Origin of the sequence: Actinomadura viridis (assembly GCF_015751755.1) — a bacterium.
Lineage (GTDB): Bacteria > Actinomycetota > Actinomycetes > Streptosporangiales > Streptosporangiaceae > Spirillospora > Spirillospora viridis.
The window spans coordinates 826,490-840,709 of record NZ_JADOUA010000001.1 but is presented as its reverse complement, the minus strand read 5'-3'; the positions used below and the strand labels follow the sequence as shown (position 1 = coordinate 840,709).

General features: G+C 72.9%; 11 protein-coding genes. 4 read left to right on the top strand and 7 right to left on the bottom strand.

The window, feature by feature from the left end:
* Nucleotides 1-67: 67 nt before the first annotated feature.
* From IW256_RS03750 to IW256_RS03740, 3 genes are all read left to right on the top strand, one after another.
* Nucleotides 68-1,417 carry a UDP-glucose dehydrogenase family protein gene (locus tag IW256_RS03750; RefSeq protein WP_197009606.1) on the top strand — a complete coding sequence of 450 codons (1,350 nt, stop codon included), beginning with the start codon at nt 68-70 and terminating at the stop codon, nt 1,415-1,417.
* 117 nt (nt 1,418-1,534) lie between these two features.
* The gene (locus IW256_RS03745; protein ID WP_197009605.1) at nt 1,535-2,113 is read left to right on the top strand and encodes a Uma2 family endonuclease; all 579 of its coding nucleotides are present in this window, start codon (nt 1,535-1,537) and stop codon (nt 2,111-2,113) included.
* Nucleotides 2,114-2,150: 37 nt separating this feature from the next.
* Entirely contained in the window at nt 2,151-2,573 is a 423-nt protein-coding gene (locus tag IW256_RS03740) for a CoA-binding protein (RefSeq protein ID WP_197009604.1), read from the top strand.
* A gap of 24 nt (nt 2,574-2,597) precedes the next feature.
* Here the strand turns inward: IW256_RS03740 and purE are convergent, their stop codons facing one another.
* Nucleotides 2,598-3,104: a 5-(carboxyamino)imidazole ribonucleotide mutase gene (purE, locus tag IW256_RS03735; RefSeq protein WP_197009603.1), complete on the bottom strand. Its 507-nt coding sequence runs from the start codon at nt 3,102-3,104 to the stop codon at nt 2,598-2,600.
* A complete protein-coding gene (locus IW256_RS03730) occupies nt 3,101-4,291 on the bottom strand; it encodes a 5-(carboxyamino)imidazole ribonucleotide synthase (protein WP_197016080.1) in 1,191 nt (396 codons plus the stop codon). Before IW256_RS03730 ends, purE begins: the two co-directional genes overlap by 4 nt.
* Before the next feature lie 306 nt (nt 4,292-4,597).
* Here IW256_RS03730 and IW256_RS03725 point away from each other — a divergent pair, with 306 nt between their 5' ends.
* On the top strand, nt 4,598-5,221 hold the full coding sequence (locus IW256_RS03725) for a GtrA family protein (RefSeq protein WP_197009602.1): 624 nt from the start codon (nt 4,598-4,600) through the stop codon (nt 5,219-5,221).
* Between the two features lie 27 nt (nt 5,222-5,248).
* Here IW256_RS03725 and IW256_RS03720 read toward each other — a convergent pair whose 3' ends face one another.
* The 5 genes from IW256_RS03720 to glgX all read right to left on the bottom strand — a co-directional run bounded on the left by IW256_RS03720 (nt 5,249) and on the right by glgX (nt 14,027).
* Nucleotides 5,249-6,526 (bottom strand): ATP-binding protein, encoded by a 1,278-nt coding sequence (locus IW256_RS03720; RefSeq protein ID WP_197009601.1) that lies wholly within the window; start codon nt 6,524-6,526, stop codon nt 5,249-5,251.
* 93 nt (nt 6,527-6,619) lie between these two features.
* A complete protein-coding gene (locus tag IW256_RS03715) occupies nt 6,620-7,291 on the bottom strand; it encodes a response regulator transcription factor (RefSeq protein ID WP_019629095.1) in 672 nt (223 codons plus the stop codon).
* A gap of 271 nt (nt 7,292-7,562) precedes the next feature.
* Nucleotides 7,563-9,401, bottom strand: a complete 1,839-nt coding sequence (treZ, locus tag IW256_RS03710) for a malto-oligosyltrehalose trehalohydrolase (protein WP_197009600.1) — start codon at nt 9,399-9,401, stop codon at nt 7,563-7,565.
* On the bottom strand, nt 9,398-11,854 hold the full coding sequence (gene treY / locus IW256_RS03705) for a malto-oligosyltrehalose synthase (RefSeq protein ID WP_307828726.1): 2,457 nt from the start codon (nt 11,852-11,854) through the stop codon (nt 9,398-9,400). The genes treZ and treY overlap by 4 nt, the downstream gene beginning before the upstream one ends.
* Nucleotides 11,847-14,027, bottom strand: coding sequence for a glycogen debranching protein GlgX (glgX, locus tag IW256_RS03700; protein WP_197009599.1), 2,181 nt, complete (start codon nt 14,025-14,027; stop codon nt 11,847-11,849). The genes treY and glgX overlap by 8 nt, the downstream gene beginning before the upstream one ends.
* Nucleotides 14,028-14,220 lie beyond the last annotated feature (193 nt).

Sequence of the window (14,220 nt, the reverse complement as noted above, 5' to 3'; positions counted from 1 at the left end):
GCGGGGTATCGGTCAGAGCGGGGTAATTTCACCACCGGGCGACGGCTCAACGACGAGAGGAGTCACCTTGACCCACCGGCTGACGGTGATCGGCACCGGATACCTCGGCGCCACCCATGCGGCCTGCATGGCGGACCTGGGCTTCGAGGTGCTCGGCCTCGACGTCGACGAGCGCAGGATCGAACGGCTGGCGGCCGGCGACCTGCCGTTCTACGAGCCCGGCCTGGAGACGGTCCTGAAACGCAACCTGGAGAACGGCCGGCTGCGCTTCACCACCTCCTACGAGGAGGTCGCCGAGTTCGGCGACGTCCACTTCGTCTGCGTCGGCACCCCGCAGAAGGCCGGCGAGTACGCCGCGGACCTGACCTACGTGGACGAGGCCGTCGGCACGCTGGCGCCGCTCCTGCACCGGTCCTGCCTGGTCGTGGGCAAGTCCACGGTCCCGGTCGGCACCGCCGCGCGGCTGGCCGAGCGGATCAACCGCCTGGCCCCCGCCGACGGGGACGCCGTCCTGGCCTGGAACCCCGAGTTCCTGCGCGAGGGCTTCGCCGTCCAGGACACCATGAGGCCCGACCGGATCGTCGTCGGGGTCCCGGGCGACGGCGGCGCGGCCGACCGCGCGGAGAAGATCCTGCGCGAGGTGTACGCCCCCATGCTGGCCGCGGGCACGCCCTTCATCGTCGCCGACTACCCCACCTCCGAGCTGGTCAAGGTGTCCGCCAACGCGTTCCTCGCCACCAAGATCTCCTTCATCAACGCGATGGCCGAGGTCTGCGAGGCGGCCGGCGCCGACGTCACCAAGCTGTCGGAGGCGCTGTCCCACGACGACCGGATCGGCGGCCGGTTCCTCGGCCCCGGCCTGGGCTTCGGCGGCGGCTGCCTGCCCAAGGACATCCGCGCGTTCATGGCCCGCGCCGGCGAGCTGGGCGCCGACCAGGCGCTGACCTTCCTGCGCGAGGTGGACGAGATCAACATCCGCCGCCGGATCCGGATGGTGGACCTGGCCCGGCTGCTGCTCGGCGGCTCCTTCATCGGCCGTACGGTCGGGGTGCTGGGCGCGGCGTTCAAGCCCGAGTCCGACGACGTGCGCGACTCCCCCGCCCTCGACGTGGCCGCCACCATCCGCGGCCAGGGCGGCAAGGTCACCGTCTACGACCCCAAGGCCATGGGCAACGCCCGCCGCGCCCAGCCGACCCTCGACTTCGGCGAGTCGGCCCTGGACGCGGCCCGCGACGCGCACGTGGTGCTGCTGCTGACCGAGTGGGCGGAGTTCCGCGACATGGACCCGCACGCCCTGGCCGAGGTCGTGGCCGAGCGCAACATCGTCGACGGCCGCAACGCCCTCGACCCCGACCGGTGGCGGGCCGCCGGCTGGAACTACCGCGCCCTGGGCCGCCCCCACCCCGGCCTCCGCTGACCCTGCGGGGAATCCCGCGCACGGATGCCTATAGACCTGACTCCGGTATGAGCCCTGTCTTAGTCTGTAACGGGTCGACGAGCAGGGTGATGTGACGGATTGTGAAAGGACAGGGTCATGAGCGTCGCGTATGACTACAGTTCCGACCGTGGCCCGAACACCATCACAGATCTGGACGCCCTGCCCGAGGAGGGCAAGGGGTACGAGCTCGTCCATGGCTGGCTGATCCCGTTGTCCCCCAGTGTGGTGCACGACGAGGCGGCCGAACAGCTCAGGGAGATCCTCCAGCCCTGTGTCCCTGAGGCGTACCTTGTACGCGGCCCCTGGGACGTGCGGATGCCCGACGACTCGATCTACAAGCCCGATGTGGCCGTGCTCGACAGGGCCGCCCACCGCGCGGCCAGGCAGGAGGATCGTCGTGCGCTGACCGGGCGGGACGTCCTGCTGGCCGCCGAGATCCAGCGGCCGGGGAGCGGCAGCTGGAACGTGGTGCACCGGACCAAGGTCCGCGACTACGCGCTCGCGGGGATCGCGCATTACTGGATCGTCGATCTGACCGAGGTCCCGGTACTCACCGTCTACTCCCTCGGCTCGGACTCGAAGTACACGCGGACGCATCGCGTGGCCGGTGATGACGTGGCCGAATTGGAGGAGCCCTTCCCCGTCAAGTTCGCGCCCTCGTCCCTGACCGGCTGACGGGAAGGCGGGTCGGTAGATCTTTGTTGGTACGGGCATGACCGATGTGTTCGCGGACCCGGACGTGATCCGGCGGCTGCTCAACGAGTCCAAGACGTGGGCCTTCGTCGGCCTCGGCGACAACCCCGCCCGGGAGGTGTTCACGCAGGCGCGGCTGCTCCAGGAGCGCGGCAAGCGGATCATCCCGGTGCATCCGTCCGCGCGGCCCGTCCTGGGCGAGCCCGGGTACGCCTCGCTCGCGGACGTGCCCGGGGGTGAGGGGCCGGTCGACGTGGTCGGCGTCTACCGGCGGTCCGAGCACGCGGGCGCCGTGGTGGACGAGGCGATCGCGGCGGGCGCCGGGGCGGTGTGGCTGCCCCTCGACGTGATCGACGAGGCGGCGGCGCGGCGGGCCCTGGACGCGGGGCTGGACGTGGTCATGAACCGCTGCCCGGCCGTCGAATGGGCGCTGCGGCGCTGACCCGCGCCACCGCTGCCCGGCCGCTCAGCCCTGGAGGCCCTGGGCCTGCTCGCGCAGGCGCTCGCCCTTGGCCTTGGCCTGGGCGTACAGGTCCCGCTGGAACCCGGCCATCCGGTCCCGGAGGGCCTCGTCGGAGGCGGCCAGGATCCGCACGGCCAGCAGGCCGGCGTTGCGGGCCGCGCCGACGGCCACCGTGGCGACCGGCACCCCGGCGGGCATCTGCACGATCGACAGCAGCGAGTCCATGCCGTCCAGGTGCTTGAGCGGCACCGGGACGCCGATGACCGGGAGCGGGGTGACCGAGGCGAGCATGCCCGGGAGGTGGGCCGCGCCGCCCGCGCCCGCGATGATCACGCGCAGCCCGCGGCCGGCCGCCTCCGCCCCGTAGGCGATCATGTCGTGCGGCATCCGGTGCGCGGAGACCACGTCGGCCTCGCACTCGACGCCGAACTCGGCCAGTGCCTCGACGGCGGCCTTCATCACGGGCCAGTCCGAGTCGCTGCCCATCACCACGCCCACCCGCGGGCTCATGACGCGTCCTCCTTCGTCTCGTCCCGCGCCGCGGGCCCCATCGCGGGCCCCCAGCGCAGGTAGTCGGCGGCGTGCCGGGCCCGCTCCCGCACCTCATCCGGGTCGGAGCCGAGCGCGGTGACATGGCCGATCTTGCGGCCGGGCCGGACGCCCTTGCCGTAGAAGTGGACCTTGACGCCCGGGTCGTGGGCCATCACGTGGAGGTAGCGGGGGTAGAGCGCGGGGTCGTCGCCGCCGAGGACGTTCGCCATCACCGTGTACGGCGCGGTGGGCTCGGTGGACCCGAGGGGCAGGTCGAGGACGGCGCGCAGGTGCTGCTCGAACTGGGAGGTCCGGGCGCCCTCGATCGTCCAGTGGCCGGAGTTGTGCGGGCGCATCGCCAGCTCGTTGACCAGCAGGCCGCGGTCTGTCTCGAACAGCTCGACCGCCAGCAGCCCGGCGACCCCGAGCCGGTCGGCGATGTCCAGCGCGAGCCGCTGCGCCTCGGCGGCCAGGTCGCCGTCCAGGCCGGGGGCGGGCGCGATCACCTCGACGCAGATGCCGTCCTCCTGGACGGTCTCCACGACCGGGTACGCGGCGCCCTGGCCGTGCGGGGACCGGGCGACCAGCGCGGCCAGCTCGCGGCGGAACGCCACGTGCTCCTCCACCAGCAGGTCGACGCCCTGGCCGGTCAGGCGGCCCACCAGGTCCGCCTCCTCCCGGCCGAGCCCCTCCAGCACCCAGACGCCCTTGCCGTCGTAACCGCCGCGGACCGCCTTGAGGACCAGCGGCCAGCCGTGCTCGCGGGCGAAGGACTCCAGGAAGGCCGGCGGCGCGCTCGGAGGTACGTGGGAGTACGCGGGGACGGGCGCGCCGATCTCGCCGAGGCGCCGCCGCATCACCAGCTTGTCCTGGGCGTGCCGCAGCGCGTCCGGCCCCGGCCTGCACGGGACGCCGGACGCCTCCAGGTCACGGATGTGGGCCTCGGGGACGTGCTCGTGGTCGAAGGTCACCACGTCGCAGCCCTTGGCGAAGGCGCGCAGGTCGTCCAGCGAGGAGTCGTCGCCGACGCGCACGTCCGCGCACACCCGGGCGGCCGAGTCGTCCGCCGACCCGGCGAGCACGCGCAGCGACACGCCGAGGCCGATCGCGGCCTGCTGGGTCATCCGGGCCAGCTGCCCCCCGCCCGCCATGCCGACCACGGGCATCTGAGCTGGATCTGTCACGACCAGAAGGTTATCGGGCGGGACGGCGTGCGCCGTCACGGCCACGGTCATCGGCGCCCGGCGGCAACCGCGGGTCAAAGGACGTGAACGAACCGGCCACGCCCCGCGTCGGAAAGGGTGTGACCGGCGGCGGGACGGGGAGACCATGGGGCGCGGTACCGTAAACGTTCTCGTAACGACGTCGCAGCCGCCTCGTGCGTCTATCCTCGTTGTGCCTCCGCAGTAGCCGACCCGCGCCGCCCACGTCCCCGGCGCGGCAGCCGTATTCCGGAAGGACGGTTCCCCTTCGTGAACCTGCTCTCCCGTCTCTATCAACGGTTCGCGCACCTGGTGCGCGAGCTGGCGAAGTTCGGCAGTGTCGGCGCGGTCGCCTTCGTGATCACGATGGCGCTGAGCAACGTGCTGCACTCGGGGCTGGGGATGGGGCCGCTGTCCTCCAACGCCATCGCCACCGTGGTGGCCACCACGTTCGCCTACGCGGCCAACCGGTACTGGACCTTCCGGCACCGTGACCGGACGGGGCTGGGCCGCGAGTACGTGCTGTTCTTCGCGCTCAACGGCGTCGGCCTGGTCATCACCCAGCTGTTCATCGGCTTCACCCACTACGTCCTCGGCCTGACCGGCCCGCTGCCCTACAACGCCTCCCTGGTGGTCGGCACGGGCGTGGCGACGCTGTTCCGCTTCTGGTCGTACAAGAAGTGGGTGTTCCTGCCCGCCGAGGCCCCTCTGGTCGACCCCGCCTCCGGCCTGCCCGAGGCGCCCGCGCGGACGCCGAACGGTCAGGCCGCGCCGGACCCGGCCGCTGCCGCCGGGACGGATCCGCAGGTCAACGGCCGGACGCTGCCCGCGCACGGCCTGGGCCGGCCCATCGACTCCCGCCCCGCCGAGGGGTACGCCGAGTTCACCCGCTAGCCGTTTCGCCCGTCAGGCGTTCACCCGTCAGGCGGGGCCCATGACGACGCGCTCGGACGCCAGGCGCGCGTCGGCCGCCTGCCGGAGGAAGACCCCGAACACCGCGGGCCGGGCCTGGATCAGCTCCAGCCGCCCGCCGTCCACGGCCGCCAGCGAGCGGGCCAGGTAGAGCCCGAGCCCGGTGCCCTTGCCGCAGCTGACGCTGCGTTCGAAGATCCTGGCCTCCAGCTCGGGCGGGATGCCGGCGCCCTCGTCACCGACCTCGACCACCACCGACCCGGCGCCCAGCTTGGTGGTGATGGTGACCGGGCCGGCGCCGTGCACCAGCGAGTTGTCCAGCAGCGTCGCGATGATCTGGGAGAGGCTCTCCGGGCTGGTCACGCCGACCAGGCCCCGTTCCCCGGTCAGCCGGACGGCGCGGCCGTCCCGGCGGAAGATCGGCCGCCACTCCTCGACCTGCTGGGCGAGGACGTCGTCGATGGGGGCCTCCACCGCCGCCCCGGTACGGTCGTGCCGCGAACGGGCCAGCAGCTGCTCCACGACCGCGACCAGGCGCTCGGCCTGGGCGACCGCGGCGGCGCCCTCCTCGCGGACCACGTCCGGGTAGTCGGCCGCCTCGATCATCTCCTCCAGCCGCATCGACAGCGCGGTCAGCGGGGTGCGCAGCTGGTGGCTGGCGTCGGAGGCGAACTCGCGGCTGGCGGCCAGCAGGTCGGCGATCCGCACCGCGCTGCGGTCCAGTACCTCGGCGACCCGGTCGACCTCGGGGATCCCGTACCGGCGGCGGCGCGGCCGGGCGTTGCCGGTGCCGAGGCGGTCGGCGGTCTCGGCCAGGTCGATCAGCGGCAGGGTGAGCTTGCGGGCCTGGAACATGGCCAGGCCGACGGTGACCGCGACCCCCAGCGCGGCCAGGCTGCCGATCATCAGCATCAGCCGCAGCGCCTCGTCCTGCACCTGCGCGGCCGGCCGGGAGACCTGGACGCGCACGCCGCCCGCCGTCCCGGTCGAGGTGAGCAGCTCGGTGCCGCGGACCGGCCGGGCACCGGCGGTGACCACCTGGTCGTTGGCCAGCCGGATCACGATGTACCGGCCCGGGTACTCCTGGGAGATCTTCTGGCTGGTGATCGGCTGTCCGGACTCCATGCTGAACGCGACGCCGCCGAGGATCGAGGACGTCTCGCGTTCGAGCGACTGGCGGGCCTCCTCGTAGATGAGCTTGTGCGTGGCGTAGGCGAGGGGGATGCCGAGCAGCAGGATCGCGACGACCGCAACCGCGAGCGTCGACAGGAGCAGTCGGCGCCTCATCAAGGCTCCTTCGAGGTGAAGCCATGGTCAGGCGGCGGCCGCGGCCGGTCTCGGGCCGTCCGCGCCGCAACCGCGTGACCACGGCGGCCGAGGCTAGTCGCCGCGTTCGAACCGGAAGCCGACGCCGCGCACGGTGGTGATGTAGCGCGGGCTGCCGGCGTCGTCACCGAGCTTGCGGCGCAGCCAGGAAATATGCATGTCGAGGGTCTTGGTGGAACCCCACCAGTTGGTGTCCCACACCTCGCGCATGATCTGTTCTCGGGTCACGACCTTGCCGGCGTCGCGGACCAGCACGCGCAGCAGGTCGAACTCCTTGGTGGTCAGCTGGAGCTCCTGGTCGCCCATCCAGGCCCGGCGCGACTCGGCGTCGATCCGGACCCCCTGGACGATCGGGGTCTCGGTGCTGCCGCGGCGCAGCAGCGCCCGGACCCGGGCCAGCAGCTCGGCCAGCCGGAACGGTTTGGTCACGTAGTCGTCGGCACCGGCGTCCAGCCCCACGACGGTGTCGACCTCGTCGGCACGGGCGGTCAGGATGAGGATCGGCACGCCATGCCCCTCGGCACGGACCCTGCGGGCCACCTCCAGCCCGTCCAGTTCGGGCAGTCCGAGATCGAGGACGATGAGATCCACGCCGCCCCCGAGCGCCCGCTCCAGCGCCTGCGGGCCGTCCGGACTGACTTCCACGGTGTATCCCTCACGCCGCAGCGCGCGGGCAAGAGGCTCGGAGATGGACGTGTCGTCCTCGGCGAGCAGTACTGAGGTCATGCACCGATCGTATGACCATTCAAGAACGTTTCCCGGCAGCCGCCGCGCTCTTGACCTGCGGTTTGCCACTCGTAGTACTTCCACGAACACGGACATATCAGGTCTAGAACGCGGGTAACCGCACGTGGCGGCACCGCGACGCACCGTCGCGGGGCCCGGAAGCGTCGTTCCGGGCCAGCCCGAGCCTTACCGGATTGCTTGCACTTCCTGGGGGTTTTGGAATGGAGTCCTAAATAGGCGTGTCGCTCCTTGCCGGGGTGCTTGGGGGCGCTCATCCCACGATCGCGACGCCGGCTCCGGGCAGCGAAACGGTCACCGCCCCCTCCCCGGATCGGCCCGCGGCCGGGGCTCCGGACGGGCCGGACGGGCCGGCGGCCTCCAGCCGTACGGCGGGATCCGAGGCGAGCAGGAGGGCCGCGGACGGGTCCGTGCCGGGGAGCGGCAGCCGGACGGGCCGCTCGTCGAAACCGACGGCCACGCGCACGCGCCCCCTGCGCAGCACCAGCCACCGCGGGCCGTCCCCCTCCGCGCCGCCGGTCTCCACGGCCGCCTCGGTGAGCCGGGGGTCGTTCAGCTCCGGCCGGGCCCGCCGCAACGCGATCAGCGCGCGATGCCATTCCAGCAGCTCGCGGTGGATGCCGCCGCCCGGCTCGTCCCAGTCGAGACGGGAGCGCCGGAAGGTTTCCACAGCCTGTGGATCGGGCACCTCGCCGGACCACCCGTGCCGGGAGAACTCGCGGCGGCGGCCCTCGGTGACGGCCCGTCCGAGCTCGGGTTCCTCGTGGTCGGTGAAGTAGCACCAGGGCGTGCCCGCCGCCCACTCCTCGCCCATGAAGAGCATCGGCGTGTACGGCCCGAGCAGCAGCAGCGCCGCGCCCGCCTTGAGGAGCGGCGGCGGCAGCGCGGCGGCGACCCGGTCGCCCGACGCCCGGTTGCCGATCTGGTCGTGGTTCTGGAGGAAGGTCACGAAGCGGTGGCCGGGCGTCCTCCGCACGTCCACCGGGCGGCCGTGCCGCCGGCCACGGTAGGACGACCACGTCCCGTCGTGCACGAACGCCCTGGTCAGCGCCTTGGCCAGCGTCTCCATGGAGCCGAAGTCGCAGTAGTAGCCCTGCCGCTCGCCGGTCAGGGCGGCGTGCAGGGCGTGGTGGACGTCGTCGTCCCACTGGGCGTCGAGCCCGTACCCGCCCGCCTCCCGGGAGGTGATCAGCCTGGGGTCGTTGAGGTCGGACTCGGCGATCAGGAACAGCTCCCGTCCCAGATGGGCCGACAGGGCCGCCACGGCGGCGGCCATCTCCTCCAGGACGTGCACCGCGCCGTGGTCGTTGACGGCGTGCACGGCGTCCAGGCGCAGCCCGTCGAGGTGGTGGTCGCGGAGCCACATCAGCGCGTTGCCGATCACGAACGCGCGCACCTCGTCCGAGCCCGGCTGGTCGAAGTTCACCGCGTCGCCCCACGGGGTGGAGTAGGCGCCGGTGAAGTACGGCCCGTAGGAGCCGAGCCGGTTGCCGCTGGGCCCGAGGTGGTTGTAGACGACGTCGAGGACGACCGCGAGCCCGCGCGCGTGCGCGGCGTCGACGAAGCGCTTCAGCCCGTCCGGCCCGCCGTAGGGCTCGTGCGGCGCCCACAGGTGCACCCCGTCGTATCCCCAGCCGTGGTGGCCGGGGAAGGCCGCCACGGGCAGCAGCTCGACCGCGTCGACGCCCAGGGAGACCAGGTGGTCCAGGCGTCCGATGGCCGCGTCGAAGGTGCCCTCCGGGGTGAACGTGCCCACGTGCGCCTCGTACAGGACGCTGCCGGGGAGGGGCCGCCCCCGCCACAGCCCGTCGGTCCAGGCGAACCTGCCGTGGTCGTACACCCGGCTGGTCCCGTGCACCCCGTGGGGCTGCCAGGGGGAACGGGGGTCGGGCAGTGCCTCTTCCGCGCCGTCCAGGACGAAGCCGTAGTCGGTGCCGTGTCCCGCGTCCGGGACCTCCGTGCTCCACCATCCCGGCCGGCCGCCCGCCTCCGGGTCCTCGCGGGTCATCGGGTGGCGGACGAGGGCCGTCCCGTCCCAGACGGCGGCCTGCACGTTCCCGGCCCGGGGCGCCCACACCTCGAACCGGGTCACCGCGCATCGTCCCCGCGCGCGCCGTCTCCGCGGGCATCGTCCGCGAGCGGGTCTCCGGTCGCGTCGGGGACCAGCAGCGCCACCGGATGGTCGCGGAGGATCCTCGCAAGCCGCGGCCGGGGGCCCCGGTGGACGGCGCCGGTGAGCAGGTCCCGCCACGCGCCGCCGACCGCCCCGGTCTCCTCCGGGCCGGCGATGCCCTCAAGGTCCAGGTGGGCGTCGCCCCAGCCCCCGGCCCGTTCCAGACCCACGGGGAGCCGGGTGGCCACCGTCAGGGCGCCGCCGTCCCGGTCCCCGCGGAGGAAGGCCAGGGCGTGCCGGGCCGCCGATCCGCCGGTCGCGGGCACGGGCTCGTACCCGCCCGCGAACCAGTCCGGCCGGCGCCGCCGCGCACGCAGCGCGCGCGAGGTCACCAGGAGCTTCTCGTCGTCCGGGTCGGCGGGCTCCCCGCCGCCGTCCAGATGGGCGAGGCGGGCCCGGCGGCGGCCGTGGTCCACCGGCCGGCGGTTGTCGGGGTCCACCAGGGCGAGCCCGGTCAGCTCGCAGCCCTGGTACACGTCCGGCACCCCGGGCATGGTCAGCTGGACGAGCTTCTGGCCCAGGACGTTGGACCGGAAGTACGGCTCCAGGATCGCCACGAACCCGGCGAGGTCGGTCACCAGGTCGGCGTCGGCCAGGACCCGGCGCGCGTACGCGAGGACCTCCTTCTCGTACGCGGTGTCGGGGTCGAGCCAGGACGAGCGGGTCTTGGCCTCCCGCATCGCCTTGGTCAGGAACTCGGTGAGCCGGTCCTCGGTGATCGGCCAGGCGCCCACCAGGGTCTGCCAGAACAGGTACTCCAGGTCCGGTTCCATCGGCGAGCCCTCCGGGTCCCACCCGTGCCAGCGGCCGACCGCCGACGCCCACGGCCCCGGCAGCTCCGCCAGGACCGCCAGCCGGGCGCGCACGTCCTCCTGGCGTTTGGTGTCGTGGGTGGAGAGGGTCGTCATGGTCGCGGGCCACTCGCGCGCCAGCGCGGCGCTGTAGTCGTGGAACGCGGCGGGCTCGACCGCGAAGCGCGCCGGGTCGCCGCCCACCTCGTTCAGCGCGGCCATCCGCGACCAGCGGTAGAAGGCGGTGTCCTCGACGCCCTTGGCGGCCAGCGGGGCGGAGGTCTGCTGGAACCGCACCACGAAGTCCGCCGCCGCCTCCGCGTCGGCCGGGCCGCCGGCGGGACCGCCGGCAGCGCCCGTGCCGTGGGCATCACCGGGGGCGCCGCCGAGGGCCAGGGCGACGATCGCGTCCAGTTCGCCGTGCAACCGGCGCGGAAGCCGGTCGCGGGCGTGCCGGGCCGTCTCCTCCAGCAGTCGCGCGGCGTCGGGGGACGCGGGCTCCCCCGGGACGACGTACGCACGGTAGACGGGCATGGCCGCCAGCAGCTCCACCAGCGCCGTCCTGAGGTCCTCGCGCCGTCCGGGGTCGCCCGCGGCGCCCAGCGCCCGGCACAGGATCCCGTGCAGCCGGTCCAGCTCCGGCCGCAGCCCGTGCTCGGCGGCGTACCGGCGCGCCTCGTGCTCGACCTCGGCGAACGTGGCGGGGCCGCCGGTGAACGCGACGTAGGCGCCGGTCAGGGGCTCCTCCCCGTCCGGATCGACGAAGACCCCGCCCACCATGCCGAGCGCGTCGTACCCGGTCGTGCCGGCGCAGCGCCACCCGGCGGGCAGCCGCTCCGCCCCGGTGGTGATCTTCTCGACCAGGATCCAGCGCGGCCGTCCCGGCGCGGACGCCGCGTCCGAGAGCCGGTCGAGGTAGCCGCCGGGGTCGGCCAGGCCGTCCGGGTGGTCGATCCGCAGGCCGTCGATCAGTCCCTCGTCCACCAGGCGCAGCGTCAGCGCGTGGGTGCGCGCGAAGACCTCGGGATCTTCCTGGCGAAGGCAGATCAGCCCGGAGATGTCGAAGAACCGCCGGTAGTTGGGCTCGCCCTGCCCGGGCAGCACGATCCGGCCGCCGCCCGCCTCCCAGTCCACGTCGAACCAGCGCGCGTACGGGGACCGGGGCCCCTGCTCGATCACCGAGGCCAGGGCGCGGTTCAGTTCCGGCGGGTCGGGGACCGCCATGTGGTTGGGCACCACGTCCACCAGCACCCGCAGCCCGTGCGCGCGGAACCGCTCCACCATCGCCCGGAACGCGTCCGGCCCGCCCAGCTCGGCCGACAGCCGGTCGTGGTCGATCACGTCGTAGCCGTGCGTCGAACCGGGCGCGGCCTGAAGGATCGGCGACAGGTACACGTGCGAGACGCCCAGGGACTCCAGGTACGGCGCCAGCGCGGCGGCCTCGGCGAAGCCGAAGTGCCCGGGGCCGTCCGTCCCGCGGAGCTGGATCCGGTACGTCCCGGTCGCGGGGGCGCCGGGCAGTGCGCCGTCGGACGCGGCGGCATCAGGCAGGACGACGTCGGGCAGGGCGGCGTCAGACACGGCGCAGCACCTGCACCGAACGGGCCTCCATCAGCACCGCCTCGCCGGCCTTGACCACCGGTGACTCCTCCTCCGCGAGCAGGGGGTCGGCGGTGTCGATCACCTTGGACCACATCCCTCCGTACCGGGCCGTGGGGAGCACGAAGTCCAGGTCGCCCTCGTGCGCGTTGAACAGCAGCAGGAACGAGTCGTCCCTGATCCGCTCGCCGCGCGGGCCCGGCTCGTCGATCGCGTCCCCGTTCATGAAGATGTAGAACGACTTGTTGTATCCGGCCGACCAGTCGGCGTCGTTCATCTCGCGCCCGCCGGGGGCGAACCAGAGCAGGTCGGGCAGTCCCCCGCCCTCGCCCGCCGCGACGCCGCCCCGGCGTTCGGGGGCGCCCGAGGCGTCGCGGGCGCGCCGGTCGAGCCTCCCCTGGAAGAAGCGCCGCCGCCGGAACACCGGGTGGTCCCTGCGCAGGCGGGAGAGCCGCTGGACGAAGTCCAGCAGCGGGAAGTGCTCGCGCATCCCCTCCCAGTCCACCCAGGCCAGCTCGCTGTCCTGGCAGTAGGCGTTGTTGTTGCCGCGCTGCGTCCGGCCGATCTCGTCGCCGTGGGAGAGCATCGGCACGCCCTGGGTCAGGAAGAGCGTGGCCAGGAAGTTGCGCTTCTGGCGCTCCCGCAGCGCGAGGATCGCCAGGTCGCCGGTGGGTCCCTCGACGCCGCAGTTCCAGGAGCGGTTGTCGTCGGTGCCGTCGCGGTTGTCCTCGCCGTTGGCCTGGTTGTGCTTGACGTCGTAGGAGACCAGGTCGTTCAGGGTGAACCCGTCGTGGCAGGTGACGAAGTTGATCGAGGCGATGGGCCGGCGGCCGTCGTCGGCGTACAGGTCGCTGGAGCCGGTCAGCCGGGAGGCGAACTCGGGCAGGGTGGCGGGCTCCCCGCGCCAGTAGTCGCGGACGGTGTCGCGGTACTTGCCGTTCCACTCGGTCCACAGGGGCGGGAAGTTGCCGACCTGGTAGCCGCCCTCGCCCACGTCCCACGGCTCGGCGATCAGCTTTACCTGGGACACGACCGGGTCCTGCTGCACCAGGTCGAAGAAGGCCGACAGCCGGTCCACCGCGTGCAGCTCGCGGGCCAGGGTCGCGGCCAGGTCGAACCGGAACCCGTCCACGTGCATCTCGGTGATCCAGTACCGCAGCGAGTCCATGATCAGCTGCAGGACGTGCGGGCTGCGCATGAGGAGGCTGTTACCGGTGCCGGTGGTGTCCATGTAGTAGCGCGGGTCGTCCTCCACCAGCCGGTAGTACGAGGCGTTGTCGAGCCCGCGGAACGACAGCGTGGGCCCCAGGTGGTTGCCCTCGGCGGTGTGGTTGTAGACCACGTCGAGGATGACCTCGATCCCCGCCGCGTGCAGGGCCTTCACCATGGCCTTGAACTCCATCACCTGCTGGCCGCGCTGCCCCGAGGACGAGTAGCCGTTGTGCGGGGCGAAGAAGCCGATGGTGTTGTAGCCCCAGTAGTTGCGCAGGCCCCGCTTGACCAGCGTGTCGTCGTGCACGAACTGGTGGACCGGCATCAGCTCCAGGGCCGTGACGCCCAGCTTCACCAGGTGCTCGACGATCACGGGGTGGCCGATCGCGGCGTACGTGCCGCGCAGCTCGGGCGGGATCTCCGGGTGGAGGTGGGTGAGGCCTTTCACATGGGCCTCGTAGATCACCGTCTCGTGGTACGGGGTGCGCGGCGGCCGGTCGTCGCCCCAGTCGAAGAACGGGCTGACCACCACCGAGCGCATGGCGTGCGGCGCCGAGTCCCGGTCGTTGCGCGACCACGGATCGCCGAACTCGTAGCCGAAGCACGACTCGTCCCAGTCCACCTCCCCTTCGACGGCCAGCGCGTACGGGTCGAGCAGCAGCTTGGCCGGGTTGCAGCGGTGGCCCTCGCGTGGCGCGTACGGGCCGTGCACGCGGTACCCGTACCGCTGGCCCGGCATGATCCCCGGCAGGTAGGCGTGCCAGACGAACGCGTCCACCTCCGGCAGCGCGATCCTCGTCTCCTCGCCGCCCGCGCCGGCGGGGCCGTCGAACAGGCACAGCTCCACCCGTTCGGCCGCCTCGGCGAAGACCGCGAAGTTCGTGCCCGCCCCATCGAAGTGGGCTCCGAGGGGATACGCGTCCCCCGGCCAGACCTGTGACAAAGCCCCACCCTCCCGTCGTCGCGACGGGTCTTCCCCAGGAAAGGGGCCTCACACCGATAGGGATGGCACTGGCCAGAACGGACATTCCTGAGCTACCTTAGGGGAGCCTTACCTTAATGAGGGTGCCCTTACCGCGGTCCGCCTGCGGGAACGGCCCCTCGGGACCCTGGAACCGCACGAGAGGGCACCGCCG